The sequence below is a fragment of the Coleofasciculus sp. F4-SAH-05 genome (assembly GCF_040222985.1).
In the GTDB taxonomy this organism is placed as follows: Bacteria; Cyanobacteriota; Cyanobacteriia; order Cyanobacteriales; family Coleofasciculaceae; genus Coleofasciculus; species Coleofasciculus chthonoplastes.
Genome location: NZ_JAVKBY010000064.1, coordinates 21,993 through 39,477, shown reverse-complemented (window position 1 = coordinate 39,477; position 17,485 = coordinate 21,993). Strand labels below are relative to the sequence as shown.

The following is a 17,485-nucleotide window of genomic DNA, read 5'->3' as shown; positions in this document are numbered from 1 at the left end:
AAATAGCGCCACTAGTCAAAGAAAAGCTAATAGTAAAACTAATAGCAGTACCCCTAAAAAAAGCGAGGAAACAAGCATGGCAAAAGATAAGGAAACGCAATCAACAAAGCTAGCTATTCAAAAGCAACAAGCCGGGGGAGTTTCTCTGGTTGAACCTTCAATCCCTCTACCGGGAAATCGTCCCATAGCCACCAGTTCGCTAAAAGTGAGTGATCAAGGTTCAATAAGGGGGATGCGTCCGGTGGATACCAGCGATTTACAAATTGTTGGTACGCTTTCATCCATGGGTGATCGCCCGATTACAGCAAGTAAGATGCAAATCAGAGATGTCATGGTTGTGTCTGGAAATCGTCCGATTTCTGTGAGTACCCTGCATCTTGAGAACACAGAAATGATTCTGGGAAACCGTCCCATCGCTTCCAATGTCATGGAAGAAGTTGATGAAATGATGGGTTATCTGGATTAACTGTTAGTGAAAATCTATCGTCCAGCTTTTAGATACGTTGCGTGCAACGTATCTAAATTTTTTTTTGTCACCCTCTCGCCAAACGTCCGAGACAGTTTTTTCCATAACTGACTGCCATATCTTTCAGATAAGCGCGACAGTAAGCAAGAAATAGATTTAGGAGGAATTAGATATTGCGGAGTTTATGGAACCTGTTGACGAAGTGGGAGTAGACTATTATGATATTCTTGATTACGATGACGTTGTGACTATTGGTATTGGTGATGTGGCGGGACATGGGTTAGAAAGTGGTGTGTTCATGCTGATGGCACAAACGGCAATTAAGTAGGTAGGGACAATTGAAGTTAACGGTAGGGCTGGTCATACTCGCTTCCCTTGAGAAGCAAACTACGTTTTATGTAAGGGTTTGAGGCGTATTTAAAAAACTTAATTTAGTTAAGTTTATTTCCACCAACCCAACCCTTATAACATTATTAGACAAATTATGAAAAAAATAATAACTTTTGATTGGACATAATGGCTATGCATAAGATATTTGGAGAATTTCAAGAAAATTTACCTAATGAACAAGAGTTTTTAATTCTTGGCTTCTCACCGAGTTCCATACCCATTCAGCAACGCTGGCGCAACAATGGTTTGTCGGCTGACTTTGTTGCTGATTACTTGACTACCTTTTTTCCCGCTATTTACGAAGCTCAAGACCCTGAGGGAAAGCGAGTTGAAATAAAAGGAGCAGTGAGTTATATCGCTAATGAATTACTGGAAAATGCGATGAAGTTTAATGATAATAATTCATCCTATCCAATTAAATTTGGGTTGCATATTTTAGATATTGCGACCCAAATAACTTTAGTTTTATTGGCAACTAATAGTGTTTCTAAAGAATCTATTAATAAGTTCCAATCTTTCATTCAAGAATTACTCGAATCCGATCTAGATGAACTCTATATCCGCCAGTTAGAAAAAAGTGCTGAAGATGAAACCGGGGGAGCTTCTGGACTGGGGTTATTAACCATGAAAAATGATTATTTTGCCAAGTTAGGTTGGAAATTTGAAACCGTTCAACAAGAACCCGATGTGGTTACGGTGACAACGATGGTGCAACTTAAGGTATAGACTCAAACCCTTAAAGAAGTATTATCAATGATTTGTAGTTTTAGGAGCTAAATTATTCATGGAAAAGCAAAACGTTCAGGGTGAAAATTACCAAGTAATCGGTGATCCAGAAACAGAAACTGTATATTTTGAAGGGTCACTGCGACTGGGTGGAATGAAGGAGTACGAACCGATCATTAAAATTCTCGATGAGATGATTCAGCAAGACCCTTCCTTGATTACGTTAAACCTGCGAGAGCTAGAATTTCTAAATAGTTCGGGAATTAGCATGTTGTCTAAATTTGTCCTGAATGTACGCAAAAAGAAGACTATCGGGATCGAAATTCAAGGCTCTGCAAAAATTCCTTGGCAAGGAAAATCGTTAAAGAATTTACAGCGATTAATGCCAGGATTAAAGTTGGAATTGGAATAATTATAGCCCCGATTTATAACATGCATTGGTGTTCTCGTAGAGGCGACCCGCCGTACCCAATTAACATCACCCAACCCTTAATAAGCTGGGGTCGCCCTGCACCGAGTATCGGGAATTATCTAACACCTTGTACAAATGTAGGGGCGACCCGCCGCATCCAATTAACATCACCCAACCTTTAACTTGCTCGGGTCGCCCTGCACCGAGTATCGGGAATTATCTAACACCTTGTACAAATGTAGAGGCGACCCGCCGTACCCAATTAACATCACCCAACCATTAATAAGCTGGGGTCGCCCTGCACCGAGTATCGGGAATTATCTAACACCCTGTACAAATGTAGGGGCGACCCGCCGTACCCAATTAACATCACCCGACCTTTAATAAGCTCGGGTCGCCCTGCACGGGGTATCGGGAATTATCTAACACCTTGTACAAATGTAGGGGCGACCCGCCGCATCCAATTAACATCACCCAACCCTTAATAAGCTCGGGTCGCCCTGCACCGAGTATCGGGAATTATCTAACACCTTGTACAAATGTAGAGGCGACCCGCCGCATCCAATTAACACCACCCAACCTTTAATTGGGGTATCGGGAATTATCTAACACCCTGTACAAATGTAGGGGCGACCCGCCGTACCCAATTAACATCACCCAACCTTTAATAGGCTCGGGTCGCCCTGCACCGAGTATCGGGAATTATCTAACACCTTGTACAAATGTAGGGGCGACCCGCCGCATCCAATTAATATCACCCAACCTTTAATAGGCTCGGGTCGCCCTGCACGGGGTATCGGGAATTATCTAACACCTTGTACAAATGTAGGGGCGACCCGCCGCATCCAATTAACACCACCCAACCTTTAATAAGCTCGGGTCGCCCTGCACCGAGTATCGGGAATTATCTAACACCGCATTTAGAAAAGGGCGAGTCGATACAAGTTAATTCTCACACTGCCTACTATGTGCAGCGACTCGCCCCTACAACCGCGATAATCCCAATAATCCCGATAATCCCGATAATCCCAATAATCCCAATAATCCCGACAAAGGTAACTAAACCCGCCCTTGTTGGACACCATTTTAAGGCTTAAAATCGTTGACCCAAACCAAACTGGACTCGGCTATCTCCTTGGTCATTAAATCCTAAATCGGCGCGAATGATACCCACAGGGGAATTGACGCGCAATCCCGCACCGTAACCGAACCCACTTCCCGGTTTACCCCGCACCACACCCGGTTCTCCTGGTACGGTTTCACTCGAACCCAAATCCGATGCAAAGTCAGCAAAAACAACCGCGCCTACTGGATTGAAGATGGGAATCCGATACTCCGCCGACGCTAACACATAACTGCGCCCTGTTCCGACATCCCCTGTACCGTAACCTCGCACCGAATTTTGACCGCCGAGGTTAAAGGCGTTGTAGGGGGGTAAATCACCAATCGTGGTTCCTCCCTGAACGTTAAATGCCAAGACTTCTTGACTATTGCCATTAAAGACATCAACGGGAACGTACTGAGAGTAGTTTGCCTCCAGCCGATTCATCAAAATACTACCATTACCAATGGGTACAGACTGTTCCGTACTCAGACGCATCACAGAACCTTGGGTGGGATTGACAGGATTGTCTCGTTTATCCCGCGTCACTCCGGCGGAGACGGTAACTAAATCATCAATTCCGTTATCACTGAAGGAGAGACGATTCCCGAATTCATCAACCGCATTCACTTCGCCGTCACTATCGCGGATACTGGTGCGGGTATAGTTGACGCCTACCGACGCATCCCATTCCTGATTCACGGGTTTGGATAAGCTGACACCACCGCCAAACTGTCCTTCACGGGGATCATCCCCATTCGCGAGATCAACATCACCATCGAATGTTTGGGATACACTACGACGCCGAAACGTATTCACGTTATATCCCGGTTGTTCTGGATTACTGGCACGATACGGTCTACCATAGTTGCCATCAAACTGGAAGTCGCGACGGCTAAACTGTATATTCAATCCCAGTTTCTGGTTCACACCACCAAGATTAAAGTCGTTATAGCTAAGAGTGCCAAAAACACCGCTATCATTGCTATATCCTGCGCCAGCATTTACCCCACGAGCTGATTTTTCAATCAGGTTATAAATAACATCGACATTTCTCGCATCACCATTGAGGGAAATGTCCACCGTCTCAAATAATCCCAATTGGTAAAGCTGTTGCAAGTCTTGGCGGACAACCTCTACATTAAAGACTTGACCGGGTTGTAGGTTCAATTCGCGATCAATGAAATCCTCGCGAGTTCGTCCGTCTGTGGGTTCGCCTTCTTCATCGAGGAAGCGGAAATTAACATCACTGACGACGCCTTCGGCTACTTCAACTGCAATTACCCCATCGGGTGTCGATCGCACGTCTAAAACCTGTGCCAAGATATACCCATTGTCTTCATACCATTGTTCTAACTGTTGTAAGCCTTGACGTAGGGTAGCTGGACTAACGGGTTGACCCAATTGAGAATTGAAAATAGAATCAGCTATGTCTGGGGTAAGAATCTGGTTACCGGAAAGTTCTAGCGATCGCGCGATAACGGGTTCAACCTGATAAACTACCTCCCAGCCAGTGGAGTTAGCGGTTGGCGTGACACTGGCGTTGGCAAATAACCCTGTATCTAAAATCCCTTGAATATCCTGATCCAATTGACTTTGACTCGTTTGACCCCCTGGACGAGTTCTAATCGTTTTTAAGACAAGCTGCTGCAATTCTTCCGACACACCAACGACTTGCACGTCTGTAGCGAGAACAACTAAATCGTTATACCGTTGAGATTGATTTAGGGTGGGAACAGATTGGGCAAATTCTGGGGTTGGCGTCGCTTCTGGAGAGGCGACAGTTCTAGGGGATGGCGTGGCTGAGGTGGCTTCTGTGGGGACAACATAGTTTCTGGTTTCCGATGGTGGGTTAGTTGTCGGGGAATCTGGAGTCGCGATCGCTGGCTGAGTTAACTCGCTACCCACCAGCACAGCCAAAGTGGAAAAAGCAACATATCTATATAGCATAAAATTAGCCTCAATCGTCCGTTCGTTAGTGAAAATTGTCTTACGTTTGGTTAACCTGACCGAGGCTAAACCTGTGGAGTTCCAACCGATGTGCCACCTTTCTATCTGACACAATCTGTGTAGGGGCGGGTTTCACTATTATCGTTTTTTACCTCACCCAGATATGAATAAACCCGCCCCGACTAAGTTGAGAGAGGTTGATCAAACATGAAAATCTAACCTCTAAAATTATCTGACCTAAAAGCGATGTATCATATCAAATTCAGGTCAAACGTTATCGCAAAAGTATGCAACAGGTTGATTGGTTGATAGTTCTGCTCTACCTGATTGGCTCAATGGGCTTAGGGCTGTATCTATCTCGCAAAGCCTCAGGGAGTTTGGTGGATTTTTTCGTCTCCGGGCGATCGCTTCCTTGGTGGTTAGCGGGTACAAGTATGGCAGCGACGACGTTTTCTATTGATACACCCCTTTATATTGCTGGGGTTGTGGGTAATCGAGGCATTGCCGGAAACTGGGAATGGTGGAGTTTTGGCATCGCCCATTTGGTGATGATTTATATCTTTGCCCGATTGTGGCGACGTTCGGAAATTGTCACCGACGCGGAATTGACTGAACTGCGTTATGGCGGAAGAACAGCCGCAATTTTACGGGGAACCAAAGCATTTTTATTTGCCGTACCGATTAATTGTATTGCTATTGGCTACGCTATGCTTGCCATGATTAAAGTGGTGGATGCCTTGGAACTTTGGCAGAGTTTGGGGATTGAACCGGGGGAAAATCTGAAAATTTTGAGTGTGGTTGGTGTTAGCATTTTGGTTTTAATTTACTCAGGTTTTGCGGGGCTTTGGGGTGTGGTAACAACCGATTTTTTCCAGTTCTTTTTAGCACTATTTGGGGCAATTGTTGTCGCGATCGCAGCGGTGAGTCATGTCGGTGGAATTCATGTCCTTGTGCCAGAAGTACAGCGGATCACTGAACAAGATATTTTATCCTTTTTCCCCATAACTGATAATTTCCGCTGGAGTGAAACGGCGGGAATTACCGCGAGTACCTTTTTTGCCTATATCTTTCTCCAGTGGTGGACATTTCGTCGTAGTGATGGCGGCGGGGAATTCGTGCAGCGTCTAGCGGCGTCTAAGGATGAAGCGGAGGCAGAAAAAGCCGCTTGGTTATTTAATATTCTCCATTATATAATCAGAACTTGGCCCTGGATACTCGTGGCGCTGGTGGCGATTGTCGTCTATCCCGATTTATCCGACCGAGAATTGGGTTATCCGAAACTGATGCTAGATTTCCTTCCCCCGGTGATGTTGGGGTTAGTGGTTACGTCTCTACTGGCTGCGTTTATGAGTACGGTATCTACATCGATTAACTGGGGCGCATCTTATTTAACCAATGATCTGTATCAGCGCTTTATCAGACCGAATGCTCAACAGTCAGAGTTGGTATTAGCGGGGCGGATTGCTTCAGTGGTGGTGACGGCATTAGGGGCGATAGCGGCGTTCTTTTCTCAGGATGTGGCAACCGTATTTCGGTTAGTGATTGCCATTGGCACTGGTCCTGGCTTAGTCTTAATCTTACGCTGGTTTTGGTGGCGAATTAACGCCATAGCTGAACTGACGGCAATGGTGGGTGGGTTTATTGTTGGGTTAACCACCAGTATCGTCCCGATTATTCAGATTGAGGAGTTTGGTTTGCGTCTATTGGTGACGACAGTTATTACCAGTGTGTTATGGATTACAGCCATGTTAGTGACGCCGCCAGAATCGGAGGCAACTCTAGATGAATTTTATCGTCGGGTGCTTCCAGCCGGTCCCGGTTGGCAACGTCAACAGGAAAGTACGGGTTTATTACCGATTCAAAGCCTGGGACAGGATATTAAACAGGTATTTGCCGCCATTTTATTGTTGTTTGGTACGATGTTTGCGATCGGAGGATTTCTGCTGCTACAACCCCTGACGGGTTGGGTATCCCTGATCATCGCTGTGGGTGGGGCAATGTTGCTGCGTCAGCTTAATCGGAAAAAAGCTGACCGGATACCTAGACCGGGATTAGAGGATCAAGACGATAATTCCAAGTAGTTATAAGATAGATAACAATGGCGTTACAAATCTTTATCCAATTGGATACCTATGTCTATTTTCCGTCAGTATATTGCCCCTTTTCTGATCGTCTTAGTTTTTGTCGTCGCGTTACTCGCCGTTAGCGCTCGTATCTTTTTGCCCAATGATATGGCAGCACCTGCACCTATTGAAGATGCCAATTCAGTAAGTATGAGGGAATTGGGGATGTTTTGAGTATTGAGTGTGTAGGGGCGGGTTTAGGGACTTCGCGCAAGCTGTTCATGATAACTGTTGTTCAAAACCCGCCCTGACTCGTGTGGAATTTTGAGTTTTAACCCTTCGCTTCGCACCGCTATCAGGGAAAATGTATCATTGCTTCCAGACGCGCCATGGCACGTCTCTACATTGCTTCAAGAGCACCCTACCCTCCCACAAGACTTATTCAGCAGCCCCTAATTCCTTGTCCCCCTCTGCTCGCCATCGTTCCACCTTACCTTTCACCTGAAAAAGGGCGGGTTTAGTTCAGTTGAGGTTGTCTGCGAAACGTTATCGGTAAAACCCGCCCCTACAACCACACCCCTGCTCCCTTATTGCTTGCCTCAACTCCTCTTTATCAGATGCGTACATCATTAATCCCGGGCTATCAGCTACGAGTTGGCTCTCGACTAGAAAAGGCAACCTTGTTGAAGTTTCTCCAACTGAGTTATCAAGAGCTTTTCCCGCAACAGCAGGATTTTTCTCATTTAGAAGAAACAATACGGCGGTATTTTTGTCAAGACACACCGTTATGGTGGGTAGACTTAGCCAATCCTGAGGGTGACGCCGCACCATCAAATCAACCTGTCGCTGGTTTATGGCTGGGAAATGCCATTGATCAGGTGAGTGGCGATCGCCACGCCCATGTTTTTTTACTCTACGTGATGCCAGAGCATCGGCGTCGGGGTATTGGTTCGGCACTGATGTATCATGCTGAAAACTGGGCGAGAGTTCGGGGCGATCGCCAAATTGGGTTGCAAGTTTTTCAGACTAATCCATCTGCGGTGCGCCTTTACGATAAGTTAGGGTTCCAAACCCAGTCCCTTTGGATGGTGAAACCGCTGTCTGGATAAGAGTTCTGATTGTTGACGCTTCACTTTTTTCCAGGGCATACTTTTGAGTGCGAGAATGTTCAAATGGATAAGTTGACCAAGGAAAAATAACAAATAACAAAGGACATAGGACAAATAACCGCTGAATAAGATATTTTTTTAAGTATGTATGATAATAACGAGCTAAGATTAATCGAGGCGGCAGGTGAGCTAGACAGCCCTCTGGATGAAATCGAGCCAATTGATGATCACTCAGAAGAGAATCAACCCGATCCAGAAGAGATGCTGGCTCTGCTAACCGCCCCAGAAACGCCCCAACGGATGCTGGCGGCGCGGGCTTTTTGTGAACTTCAAGATGAACGGGCTATTCCTCATCTGATTCATCTGTTAAACGATGTCTGTCCGTTGGTACGGGTGAGTGCGGCTTATGCATTAGGACGCAATCCTGCTCCAACAGCCGTAGATCCTTTAATTGGACAACTAAACCGGGATTGGAATGGGTATGTGCGTAAAGGGGTGGTTTGGGCATTAGGCAATTGTCGCGATCGCAAAGCATTGCCCAGTTTGATTGATTCTTTATGTACAGATATCTCTGCTGTGCGTTTGTGGGCAGCAAGTTCCCTGGCACAAATGGCGAAGTTAGACTATGACGATATCATTGCCTGTATTCCGCCGTTAATCACCGCCTTAAAGCAAGATCCCATGGCAGCAGTACGCAGTAACTGTGCTTGGTCATTAGGACAGCTTTGTCGAGAACTACCCTCTAATGCTATCTATGCGGGTGCGGTTGACGGTTTAATTGAAGCCTTTGCCGAAGATGAAGATATGGGCGTGCAGGAAGATGCGAAAGCTGCCCTGTTGAGAGTGGGCGATCCCCGTGCCTTACAGATGATTGAGGAAATTGAGCTAGACGGATTGTTTTAGGGGATTTGTCATTGGTCATTTGTCATTCGTCATTCGTCATTTGTCATTTGTCATTTGTCATTCGTCCTTTGCTTCCCCATCTTCCCCATCTCCCCCATCTCCCTCTGCTCCCCCAGCTCCCAGACGCGCCATGGCACGTCTCTACATTGCTCCCCCAGCTCCCAAAAGATTTAAGAAACGGTGGGGATAAGTCCTCACCGTTTGTTTTAATGTAGGGGCGACCCGCCGCATCCAATTAACACCACCTAACCCTTAATTTGCTCGGGTCGCCCGCCGCCCAGTATCGGGAATTATCTAACACCGTGTACATTGGCATAATTATAGGCAACCTATTCACCAAACCCTTATTATGGAAGCATTTCAGTTAAGTGTGTTTCTTCTATCTATAACGGATGTGTAAAGCGGAACTTGTCTAACGATTTTATGTCTCCACAGACGAATGAAGACTATCTTGCCTTACTCAGGCAAGGGGTGGAGGTATGGAATGCGTGGAAAGCGCACCACCCGGATATCCGACCCAATCTCTGCTTTGCTACGGGCAAGGGCGTTGCCATCCAAGGGGCGAAACTCAGTGGCGTTGATTTGAGTCGGGCAAATCTAAGTCAGGCAGATTTGAGTAAAGCGGATCTGATTGGTGCAAACCTGAGTGAAGCATATTTGAGTGAGGCATATTTGAGTGAGGCGGATTTGATTGGTGCAAACCTCACGGCAGCCGATCTGAGAAATGCGGACTTAATTAGTGCCAATCTCATTGGTGCGAACCTGAATAACATCTATCTTAGTGGTGCTGATTTGACGAAAGCCAACCTCAGTGGTGCTGATTTAGTGGGGGCAAAACTGATTGGCGCTAAACTGAGTGGCACCAATCTGAGTGGGGCGAATCTGAGTGGGGCGAATCTCAGTGGTGCCCACCTTGTCGGTGCAAACCTGAGGGGGACGAATCTCAAGGGTGCTAATTGTAGTCAAGCCAATCTGCGGAGCGTCAATTTACAACGCTGCAAAGCCTTCAACACCGATTTTCACCAAGCCATATTTACCGCCACCTGTCTGGAAGACTGGCACATCAATAGCGGGACAAATTTAGCCGAGGTGATTTGTGAGTATGTTTACTTACAAACCGATCAACACGAACGCCGTCCCCATCAGGGAACGTTTGCCCCGGGAGAATTCACCAGGGTTTTTCAAGTTCCCTTAGAGACGGTTAATTTAATTTTCCGCAATGGTATTGATTGGCAAGCATTCTTTGCCGCCTTTCACGCCTGTCAAGCCCAGGATGGGAGTAACATCCTTACGATTCAATCCTTAGAAAATCGCCCTGATGGGGTATTAACCATCCGGATTGCCATTCCTATCGATGCCAATCGGTTGGAGGTTGAGCATTTCCTTAATCGCGAGTACGATGCCCAACTTGAGGTGATTGATCAAGACTATCGTTATCAGTTACAGGTGAAATATGAGCAAGTTGCTACCTATCGTCACCAGAGTGCCAATTTAACTGAGATTCTGCAACGGTTGGCGGAGAAAACCGTGAATCCCGGTCAAACGATTAATGTAGAGGCAAGACGGTTAGTTGAACCCCTCACGCCTTACCCGTCTAATCAGGGTGAGTCTGTGGAAAATTGCCCCTCTGGAAATTCTGCGATCGCACCCGCTTATACCCTAGAACAAAAGCAACAACTGACCGATACCGCGACCAAAATTCAAAAGTTACTCCAACAGCTTGATCAAACCTATCCCACAAATACGCCTCTGGAAAAACAACGGGTGGTGATCGAGGTGCTAGAGAGGATTGAGCAGAATCCGATATTGAAAGCTTCAGTCGTTGAAGGCTTAAAAGGCGTGCAGACTGAGGTATTAAAAGAATTGATTGATCATCCTTTAGTCAATGTACTGCTGGCAGCGTTAGAAGAGTATCAGAAAATAATGTAAACGCTATATTAGGCTTGCGATCGCATCCCTCCCCAAAAATCCGCAAACAGTGGCTCATATCGACTTTTACAGGGACTGGCATTTATGATCAATGCAGGATCACAAGCTGGTTTAAACAATGCCGCGATCGCTCCAAGTTCACTCTCACTCCGTTTCCCGCGTTAAATCGTCCCTTTTACGGAATGGCTTTCCCAGTCAGAAGCTTTTGGCTGAAGCCTTGAGTATCTCCCAATCCACCGTGAGCAACTTCCTCAACGGCAAACCCGTGGATTACATCAATTTCGTGGAACTTTGCGCTGCATTAGGACAGGAATGGCGGGATATCGCTGATTTAGAGACTCTATCTCCAGCTTCGGAGGTACGGGAAATTAGAGCTAAAGTGCTGATGAGTGGATACCCGCCTCATTTTAATCTGACAAGAACAATACAACAGGCAATTTGTCAAGCGGGTCATGACGTTTTTTTGGCGCAGCAAAATTCTGCCCTCGATAACTACTTAAAGCTATCCGATTACTTGCTGCTGCTATTATCCCAAACCACTGCCGTTAGCGAAATGGTACTAGAGCAAGTTCGGCTGGCTAAAGCATTACACCACATCACGCCCCAAAAACCCGCAATTTTGCCAATTTTAGTGGACGTTTGTCAGAATGGAAACGGCATCAGTACGCCCTTACCCTTCGATTTACTCGGCTATTTACAAGGTACTCAACCGTGGCACTGGCGTTGCCATGATGATCCAACAATTCTCGCCTCAGAAATTCTCCAGGTTCTAAGCCTTGGGCGCACCACGTTACCGACGGATCATCAATTGGCGATTTCTTGGAGTAAACTCACTCCCCAACAGCAAAATAGTACCTCTCTCTATCTGCCTCTCCCTGTTGCTGCACCGGAATTACCCGAAGGACAAGTTGATATTGACTCTACCTTTTACATTAATCGCCCGCCCATTGAATCGGTTTGTTATGAAACCATAACTCGACCGGGGGCATTAATCCGGATCAAAGCCCCCCGACAAATGGGTAAAACCTCTTTGATGGCGCGAATTCTGCATCATGCTGAACAACAAGGATCTCAAACCGTAGCCTTAAGTTTACAACTGGCAAATCAGCGGATATTGGCGAATTCCCATAGGTTCTTAGAATGGTTTTGTGCCAGTGTCAGTTTAGCCTTGGGGCAACTCGATCCCGATCAACTGGCAAAATATGCCCAGTTAGCGGATATGATTGGCAGCAATCAAAGCTGTAAAGCCTATTTTGAGCAGTATTTACTTCCCCATATTTCCACCTCATTGACATTAGGATTAGATGAAGTTGATCGAGTCTTTGCCTCTCCAGAAATTGCCGATGACTTTTTCGGGTTATTACGAGCATTGCATGAGGAGGCGAAACGGCGCGAGATTTGGCAGAAATTCCGGTTAGTGGTGGTACATTCTACGGAAGTATATGTTCCCTTGGATATGAATAAATCGCCCTTTAATGTAGGATTACCGATTGAATTGCCAGAGTTTAATCAGGAACAGGTAATGGAGTTAGCCAGACGCCATGGATTAGAATGGTCGATAGAAACGGTAGATTCTCTTGTCACCTTAGTCGGTGGACATCCTTATTTGGTGAGACTGGCACTTTATCATATTGCTCGTCAGAATATGACATTAGAACATATCTGGCAAACAGCGCCTACGGAAGCGGGAATTTATAGCGATCACTTGCGCCGCCATTTGTGGAATTTGCAAACCTATCCGGAATTATTGGACGCCATGAAAGCCGTAGTGATGGCATCTCAGCCAGTACGTTTACCCTCTCAACAGGCGTTTAAATTAAACAGTATGGGACTGGTAAAACTCTTTGGTAATGATTGCACGCCGAGGTGTAAATTGTATCAGCACTATTTTCGTGATCGCTTAGCTTAAATGTGGGGAACAGGTGATTATAATCGCCAACCTGACTTTTTATGGCATATAAATGTTGACTCTTGGCAACGCTTTTCGGGTATGGCGCGTGAGTGTGTAGGGGCGGGTTTCACTACTATCTTTTCGATTGCACCCAAATGCGACTAAACCCGCCCCTTTCCCAGGGTTTGTCGGAGGGTTCATATCGAAGATTGGAGGGCGCACGTCGGAGGGCGCACTGACACGCCCCGTGCGCCCTTGCTTCAGTATTAAGTTATGTAAACAAGTCTTACACTCTTACAAAGGACGAATGACGAATGACGATCACCACCGCCCGCCTTTAACTGTCCCTACCTACTTACCCAATAGGATAGTCTATACATTAGGTTAATCTGCGAGACTACCCTTTAAACCGTTGACTTCTAATCATACTTATGATGCATTACAGACGATTTGGACGCACTGAATTACAAATGCCAGTATTCTCCTGTGGCGGAATGCGCTATCAATTCAAATGGAAAGATATGCCCGCCTGGTTAATTCCTCAAGATAATCAACGTAACTTAGAAGCAACCATTCGTCGCTCGATTGAACTAGGCATTAATCATATTGAAACGGCGCGGGGTTATGGTACGTCAGAAATGCAATTAGGCAAAATTTTGCCAAAATTACCCCGTGAGCAATTAATTGTCCAGACAAAAATTAGTCCTAAATCAGATGCCAAAGAATTTCGGCGTCAGTTTGAGCAATCGTTGAAATTCCTCAACCTTGACTATGTTGATTTGCTGGGAGTTCATGGCATAAACACACCTCAATTACTCCAGGATAGCATTCGTCTTGGAGGCTGTATGGATGTAGCGCGTCAGTTACAAGCCCAAGGCAAAGTGCGGTTTATTGGCTTTTCTACCCACGGTGCTACCGACGTAATTATCAAAACCATTGAGACGGATCAGTTTGATTATGTAAATCTGCACTGGTACTATATCAATCAATTTAATTGGTCAGCAATTCAAGCCGCTACTCGTCATGATATGGGCGTTTTTATTATTAGTCCGTCGGATAAAGGGGGAATGCTATATAAACCGCCACAGCGATTAGTTGAACTTTGTAAACCCTTGAGTCCAATGGTATTTAATGACTTGTTTTGCCTGTCTCATCCCCAGGTGCATACCTTAAGTTTAGGTGCATCTCGCCCCAGGGATTTTGAGGAACACCTGAAGGCGGTTGAGTTATTGGATCAGGTTGATCAAATATTACCCCCGATTGTGGCACGATTAGAAGCCGCCGCGATCGCACGACTCGGTGAAGATTGGTTCAAAACCTGGCACGTCGGTTTACCCAGCCACGAGGAAACCCCTGGTGGTGTGAATATCCCCGTAATTTTGTGGCTGAGAAATTTAGCGATCGCCTATGATATGGTTGAATATGCTAAAATGCGTTACAACCTCTTAACCAATGCGGGACACTGGTTTCCGGGTGCCAAAGCCGATCAGATCAGAAAATTCAATCTCCAGGTATGTTTACACAACAGTCCCCACGCTGATACAATTCCTACTTTACTCGAAGATGCGGATCAGCGCTTAGGAGGTGCAACCGTTAAACGCTTATCCCAACAATAAACCGATAGCGATTCGACTTGAGTCGTAACGATTTTGGTGAGTTAAAAAAACCCTTAACTGGGAACAGAAGATTCCCTAACTCATTGAGAATTGCTACATCAATTTGTTTCGCCCCTCATTCACGCTTAACTGTTATCCCTATAACCTGTTCTCAAATCACCTTTCTGGTAGCATTTAGGTAAAGAGGAGCAGGTGGAAATTTGGAGGTGAAAAATGTGCGAGAACATATCTATCAAGAACCAGCCAGTCGTCAAGCCTTACAAACTGCCCTTATAGAAGATCGGTTTTGCTTATATTTTCAACCAATTTTCCCTCTCCTTCATAGAGACGAGGGTCATACTCACAAGGAAATTTTAATCCGAATGGTGGGAAAAGATGGTAGGATTATCCCACCTAATTATTTTCTTCCCTGTGCTGAAGAATCTGGGTTAATGCCATCCATTGATCGTTGGGTTCTGGAATCATTTTTCAATGGCATTTACCACCCGAGTAAATGTATGGGCTGTTGGGCAAGGGATTATTATTGTGGGTGTATTATTGCGTTTAACCTGTCTGGTTCCAGTGTCAATGATGACAGCTTTCTCGACTTTCTGGAAAATGCCGTGATGAATCATCCGGTTCCCCCCAGCAGTTTAGTCTTTGAGATTACTGAAACGGTAGCCTTAATCAACATAGATAAAACCCGGCAATTTATCCAGCGTTTACAAAACCTGGGTTGTCAGTTTGCTTTGGATGATTTTGGTACAGGTATGTCCAGTTTAGCCTATCTTAAGGAATTACCGTTAGATTTTGTCAAAATTGATGGTATGTTTGTGCGGGATGTGGTGCAGAATCCTATCTCTGAAGCGATTGTTTCTGCTATTGTACAAATGGCTAAGGCGAAGCAAATTAAGACGATTGCCGAATACGTGGAAAATGTGGCAATTCTGGAACGATTGCAGGCGTTAGGTGTGGATTATGCCCAAGGGTTTTACTTAGGTAAGCCTACCCCGATTCTCAAGCGAACGCCTATTTTCTAGATGAAGGTAGAAGGGCAGCTTCAGTTTTTTTATTAGGGGTCATTTGCCGGATATAATAGTATTAACGTTTCAGGAGCAGATTGGTGCTTAAGTCAGTGCTATTCAGCTTAGGGTAATATTCATGCAAAAACAAGCTCTAGCGATCGCATCTGTTTTATTATCTACCCTGTTGCCGATCGAGGCTTCGGCACAAAACTTTGAGGAGTTTTACATCTTTGGCGATAGTCTGTCAGACGTTGGCAACCGATTTGAACGATCTGAAGGTCTCTTCCCTCCTAGCCCTCCCTATTTTGAGGGACGTTTTACTAACGGTTTAGTCTGGGTGGAAGTTCTGGGATTGGAATTAGGACTTGATCACAATCGAGCTAATAACTTTGCCCTTGGTGGGGCAACCTCAGAGGACGTGCTAGAACAGGTTATTGAGTTTACCACCACAACCCAACCACTCGATGCTAATGGGCTTTATACCGTTTGGGGCGGTGCCAACGACTACATCGACGTAGTTCCAGGCACAAACCCAGCAGATATAGACACGACAACCACGGTCAACAACATATCCAATGCGGTGAAAACGCTGATTGCCAACGGCGCTGAAACGATTATCGTAGTCAACCTGCCAGATTTGGGAAGGACGCCTCTAGGATTAGCCTCTCCCCTTGCTGCCGACGCCTTCACCGCCGCCGTTAATCAATATAACCGCAACTTAAATGCCGCTTTGCAAACATTAGCTCAAAACCGTGAAGTTCAGATCGTACCGCTCGATGTCAATCCTCTGGTTAATGAAATTCTCGCCGAGCCAGCCAGATACGGCATAACTAACGTGACCGAACCTTGCTTAAATGAGGCAACCAATACGGTTTGTCCCAACCCCGACGAGTATTTTTTTTGGGATGACATTCATCCTACTGCTGCCGTTCATGAGTTGTTTGGAGAAGCGGTTTTGGCAGTACTGATTAGTCCTCAAACCGTTATCCCCCAAGCCGACATTGCCTTAAGCGTTGCTCGCAGGCAGACTCAAACGATTGACGCTCGGCTCCAGTCCCTGCGAGGTGTCCGCGAAACTCCCCCCGAACAACGATTTGGTGCATTTGTCAACGGTGACATCAACTTCGGCGATAAAGATACCAGCAATAGCGAACCGGGCTATGATTTCACGACGACAGGGGTTACTGCTGGCGTTGATTACCGCGTCACGGGCGACCTCGCGCTGGGAGTTGCTGTCAGTCGCCTCAGCAATGACACCGAACTTGATCATGACCTTGGCGAGGTTGAAGTTGATGGTTATGCCGTTTCTATCTATGGCAACTATAATCGGGGTAACTTTTATACGGATACCCTTGTCAGTTATGGTTGGAATGACTATGAGATAACCCGCCAAATCGAATTCGACAACCGCAGGGCTACTGCTGACCCGGACGGAAATCAACTATCGGTCGATGTGAACGGTGGTTACAATGTCAGAGCGGGCAACTTGTCTTATGGACCAACGGTAGGAGTTCGCTATGATCGCGTGGAAATTAATCACTACACAGAGGAAGGTGCGGGTAGCCTCAACATGAAAGTCCAAGACCAAGAAGCAGAATCGGTGGTTCTCAGTGCAGGTGTTCAGGCGGCTTATGGGTTCAACGTTGGCAACACTACAGTGACACCCAATTTCCGGGCACGTTACGAACACCAGTTCGCCAACGACAGCCGCGAAATCGAGACGGAACTCCTCACCCAACCGGGCATTCCGATCCGGGCGACTACAGACGACCCCGATCGCGATTACGTGAGATTAGGGGCTGGAGTGGACGTGCAGTTTTCCCCGAATTTTTCCGGCGCGATCGATTACGAAACGGTCGTCGGGCGCGAAGACTACACTGACCATGGGGTTAGAGCTCAACTCCGCTACCAATTTTAACGGTGT

14 protein-coding genes and 1 pseudogene are annotated in these 17,485 nt (G+C 46.1%); 14 read left to right on the top strand and 1 reads right to left on the bottom strand.

The features are described from left to right. Positions 1–76 precede the first annotated feature (76 nt). The 4 genes and pseudogenes from RIG27_RS08075 to RIG27_RS08060 all read left to right on the top strand — a co-directional run bounded on the left by RIG27_RS08075 (position 77) and on the right by RIG27_RS08060 (position 1,994). On the top strand, positions 77–466 hold the full coding sequence (locus tag RIG27_RS08075; protein WP_446344053.1) for a hypothetical protein: 390 nt from the start codon (positions 77–79) through the stop codon (positions 464–466). A gap of 160 nt (positions 467–626) precedes the next feature. Continuing rightward, positions 627–791, top strand: a pseudogene (locus tag RIG27_RS08070) (PP2C family protein-serine/threonine phosphatase); the annotation flags it as partial. Between the two features lie 197 nt (positions 792–988). Further along, entirely contained in the window at positions 989–1,582 is a 594-nt protein-coding gene (locus RIG27_RS08065) for a DUF6272 family protein (protein WP_446344051.1), read from the top strand. Positions 1,583–1,640: 58 nt separating this feature from the next. Then, entirely contained in the window at positions 1,641–1,994 is a 354-nt protein-coding gene (locus tag RIG27_RS08060) for a slr1659 superfamily regulator (RefSeq protein ID WP_446344049.1), read from the top strand. Between the two features lie 1,093 nt (positions 1,995–3,087). Here the strand turns inward: RIG27_RS08060 and RIG27_RS08055 are convergent. Further along, positions 3,088–5,046 carry a BamA/TamA family outer membrane protein gene (locus RIG27_RS08055; protein ID WP_446344047.1) on the bottom strand — a complete coding sequence of 653 codons (1,959 nt, stop codon included), beginning with the start codon at positions 5,044–5,046 and terminating at the stop codon, positions 3,088–3,090. A gap of 287 nt (positions 5,047–5,333) precedes the next feature. Here RIG27_RS08055 and RIG27_RS08050 point away from each other — a divergent pair, with 287 nt between their 5' ends. From RIG27_RS08050 to RIG27_RS08005, 10 genes are all read left to right on the top strand, one after another. Further along, the gene (locus RIG27_RS08050; RefSeq protein WP_446344045.1) at positions 5,334–7,127 is read left to right on the top strand and encodes a sodium:solute symporter family protein; all 1,794 of its coding nucleotides are present in this window, start codon (positions 5,334–5,336) and stop codon (positions 7,125–7,127) included. A gap of 51 nt (positions 7,128–7,178) precedes the next feature. Continuing rightward, positions 7,179–7,343, top strand: a complete 165-nt coding sequence (locus RIG27_RS08045) for a hypothetical protein (protein ID WP_446344043.1) — start codon at positions 7,179–7,181, stop codon at positions 7,341–7,343. Between the two features lie 383 nt (positions 7,344–7,726). After that, positions 7,727–8,218 (top strand): GNAT family N-acetyltransferase, encoded by a 492-nt coding sequence (locus RIG27_RS08040; RefSeq protein ID WP_446344041.1) that lies wholly within the window; start codon positions 7,727–7,729, stop codon positions 8,216–8,218. A 144-nt stretch (positions 8,219–8,362) separates the two neighbouring features. Continuing rightward, positions 8,363–9,121 carry a HEAT repeat domain-containing protein gene (locus tag RIG27_RS08035; protein WP_446344039.1) on the top strand — a complete coding sequence of 253 codons (759 nt, stop codon included), beginning with the start codon at positions 8,363–8,365 and terminating at the stop codon, positions 9,119–9,121. Positions 9,122–9,126: 5 nt separating this feature from the next. After that, entirely contained in the window at positions 9,127–9,336 is a 210-nt protein-coding gene (locus tag RIG27_RS08030; protein ID WP_446344037.1) for a hypothetical protein, read from the top strand. A gap of 208 nt (positions 9,337–9,544) precedes the next feature. Continuing rightward, positions 9,545–11,050: a pentapeptide repeat-containing protein gene (locus tag RIG27_RS08025; protein ID WP_446344035.1), complete on the top strand. Its 1,506-nt coding sequence runs from the start codon at positions 9,545–9,547 to the stop codon at positions 11,048–11,050. A gap of 118 nt (positions 11,051–11,168) precedes the next feature. After that, positions 11,169–12,959 carry an AAA-like domain-containing protein gene (locus tag RIG27_RS08020; RefSeq protein ID WP_446344033.1) on the top strand — a complete coding sequence of 597 codons (1,791 nt, stop codon included), beginning with the start codon at positions 11,169–11,171 and terminating at the stop codon, positions 12,957–12,959. Between the two features lie 416 nt (positions 12,960–13,375). Further along, positions 13,376–14,557, top strand: a complete 1,182-nt coding sequence (locus RIG27_RS08015) for an aldo/keto reductase (RefSeq protein ID WP_446344081.1) — start codon at positions 13,376–13,378, stop codon at positions 14,555–14,557. 215 nt (positions 14,558–14,772) lie between these two features. Beyond that, complete coding sequence (locus RIG27_RS08010; protein WP_446344031.1) at positions 14,773–15,576, top strand: EAL domain-containing protein; 804 nt, start codon at positions 14,773–14,775, stop codon at positions 15,574–15,576. 121 nt (positions 15,577–15,697) lie between these two features. Next, entirely contained in the window at positions 15,698–17,479 is a 1,782-nt protein-coding gene (locus tag RIG27_RS08005) for an autotransporter domain-containing protein (RefSeq protein ID WP_446344029.1), read from the top strand. Positions 17,480–17,485: the final 6 nt, after the last annotated feature.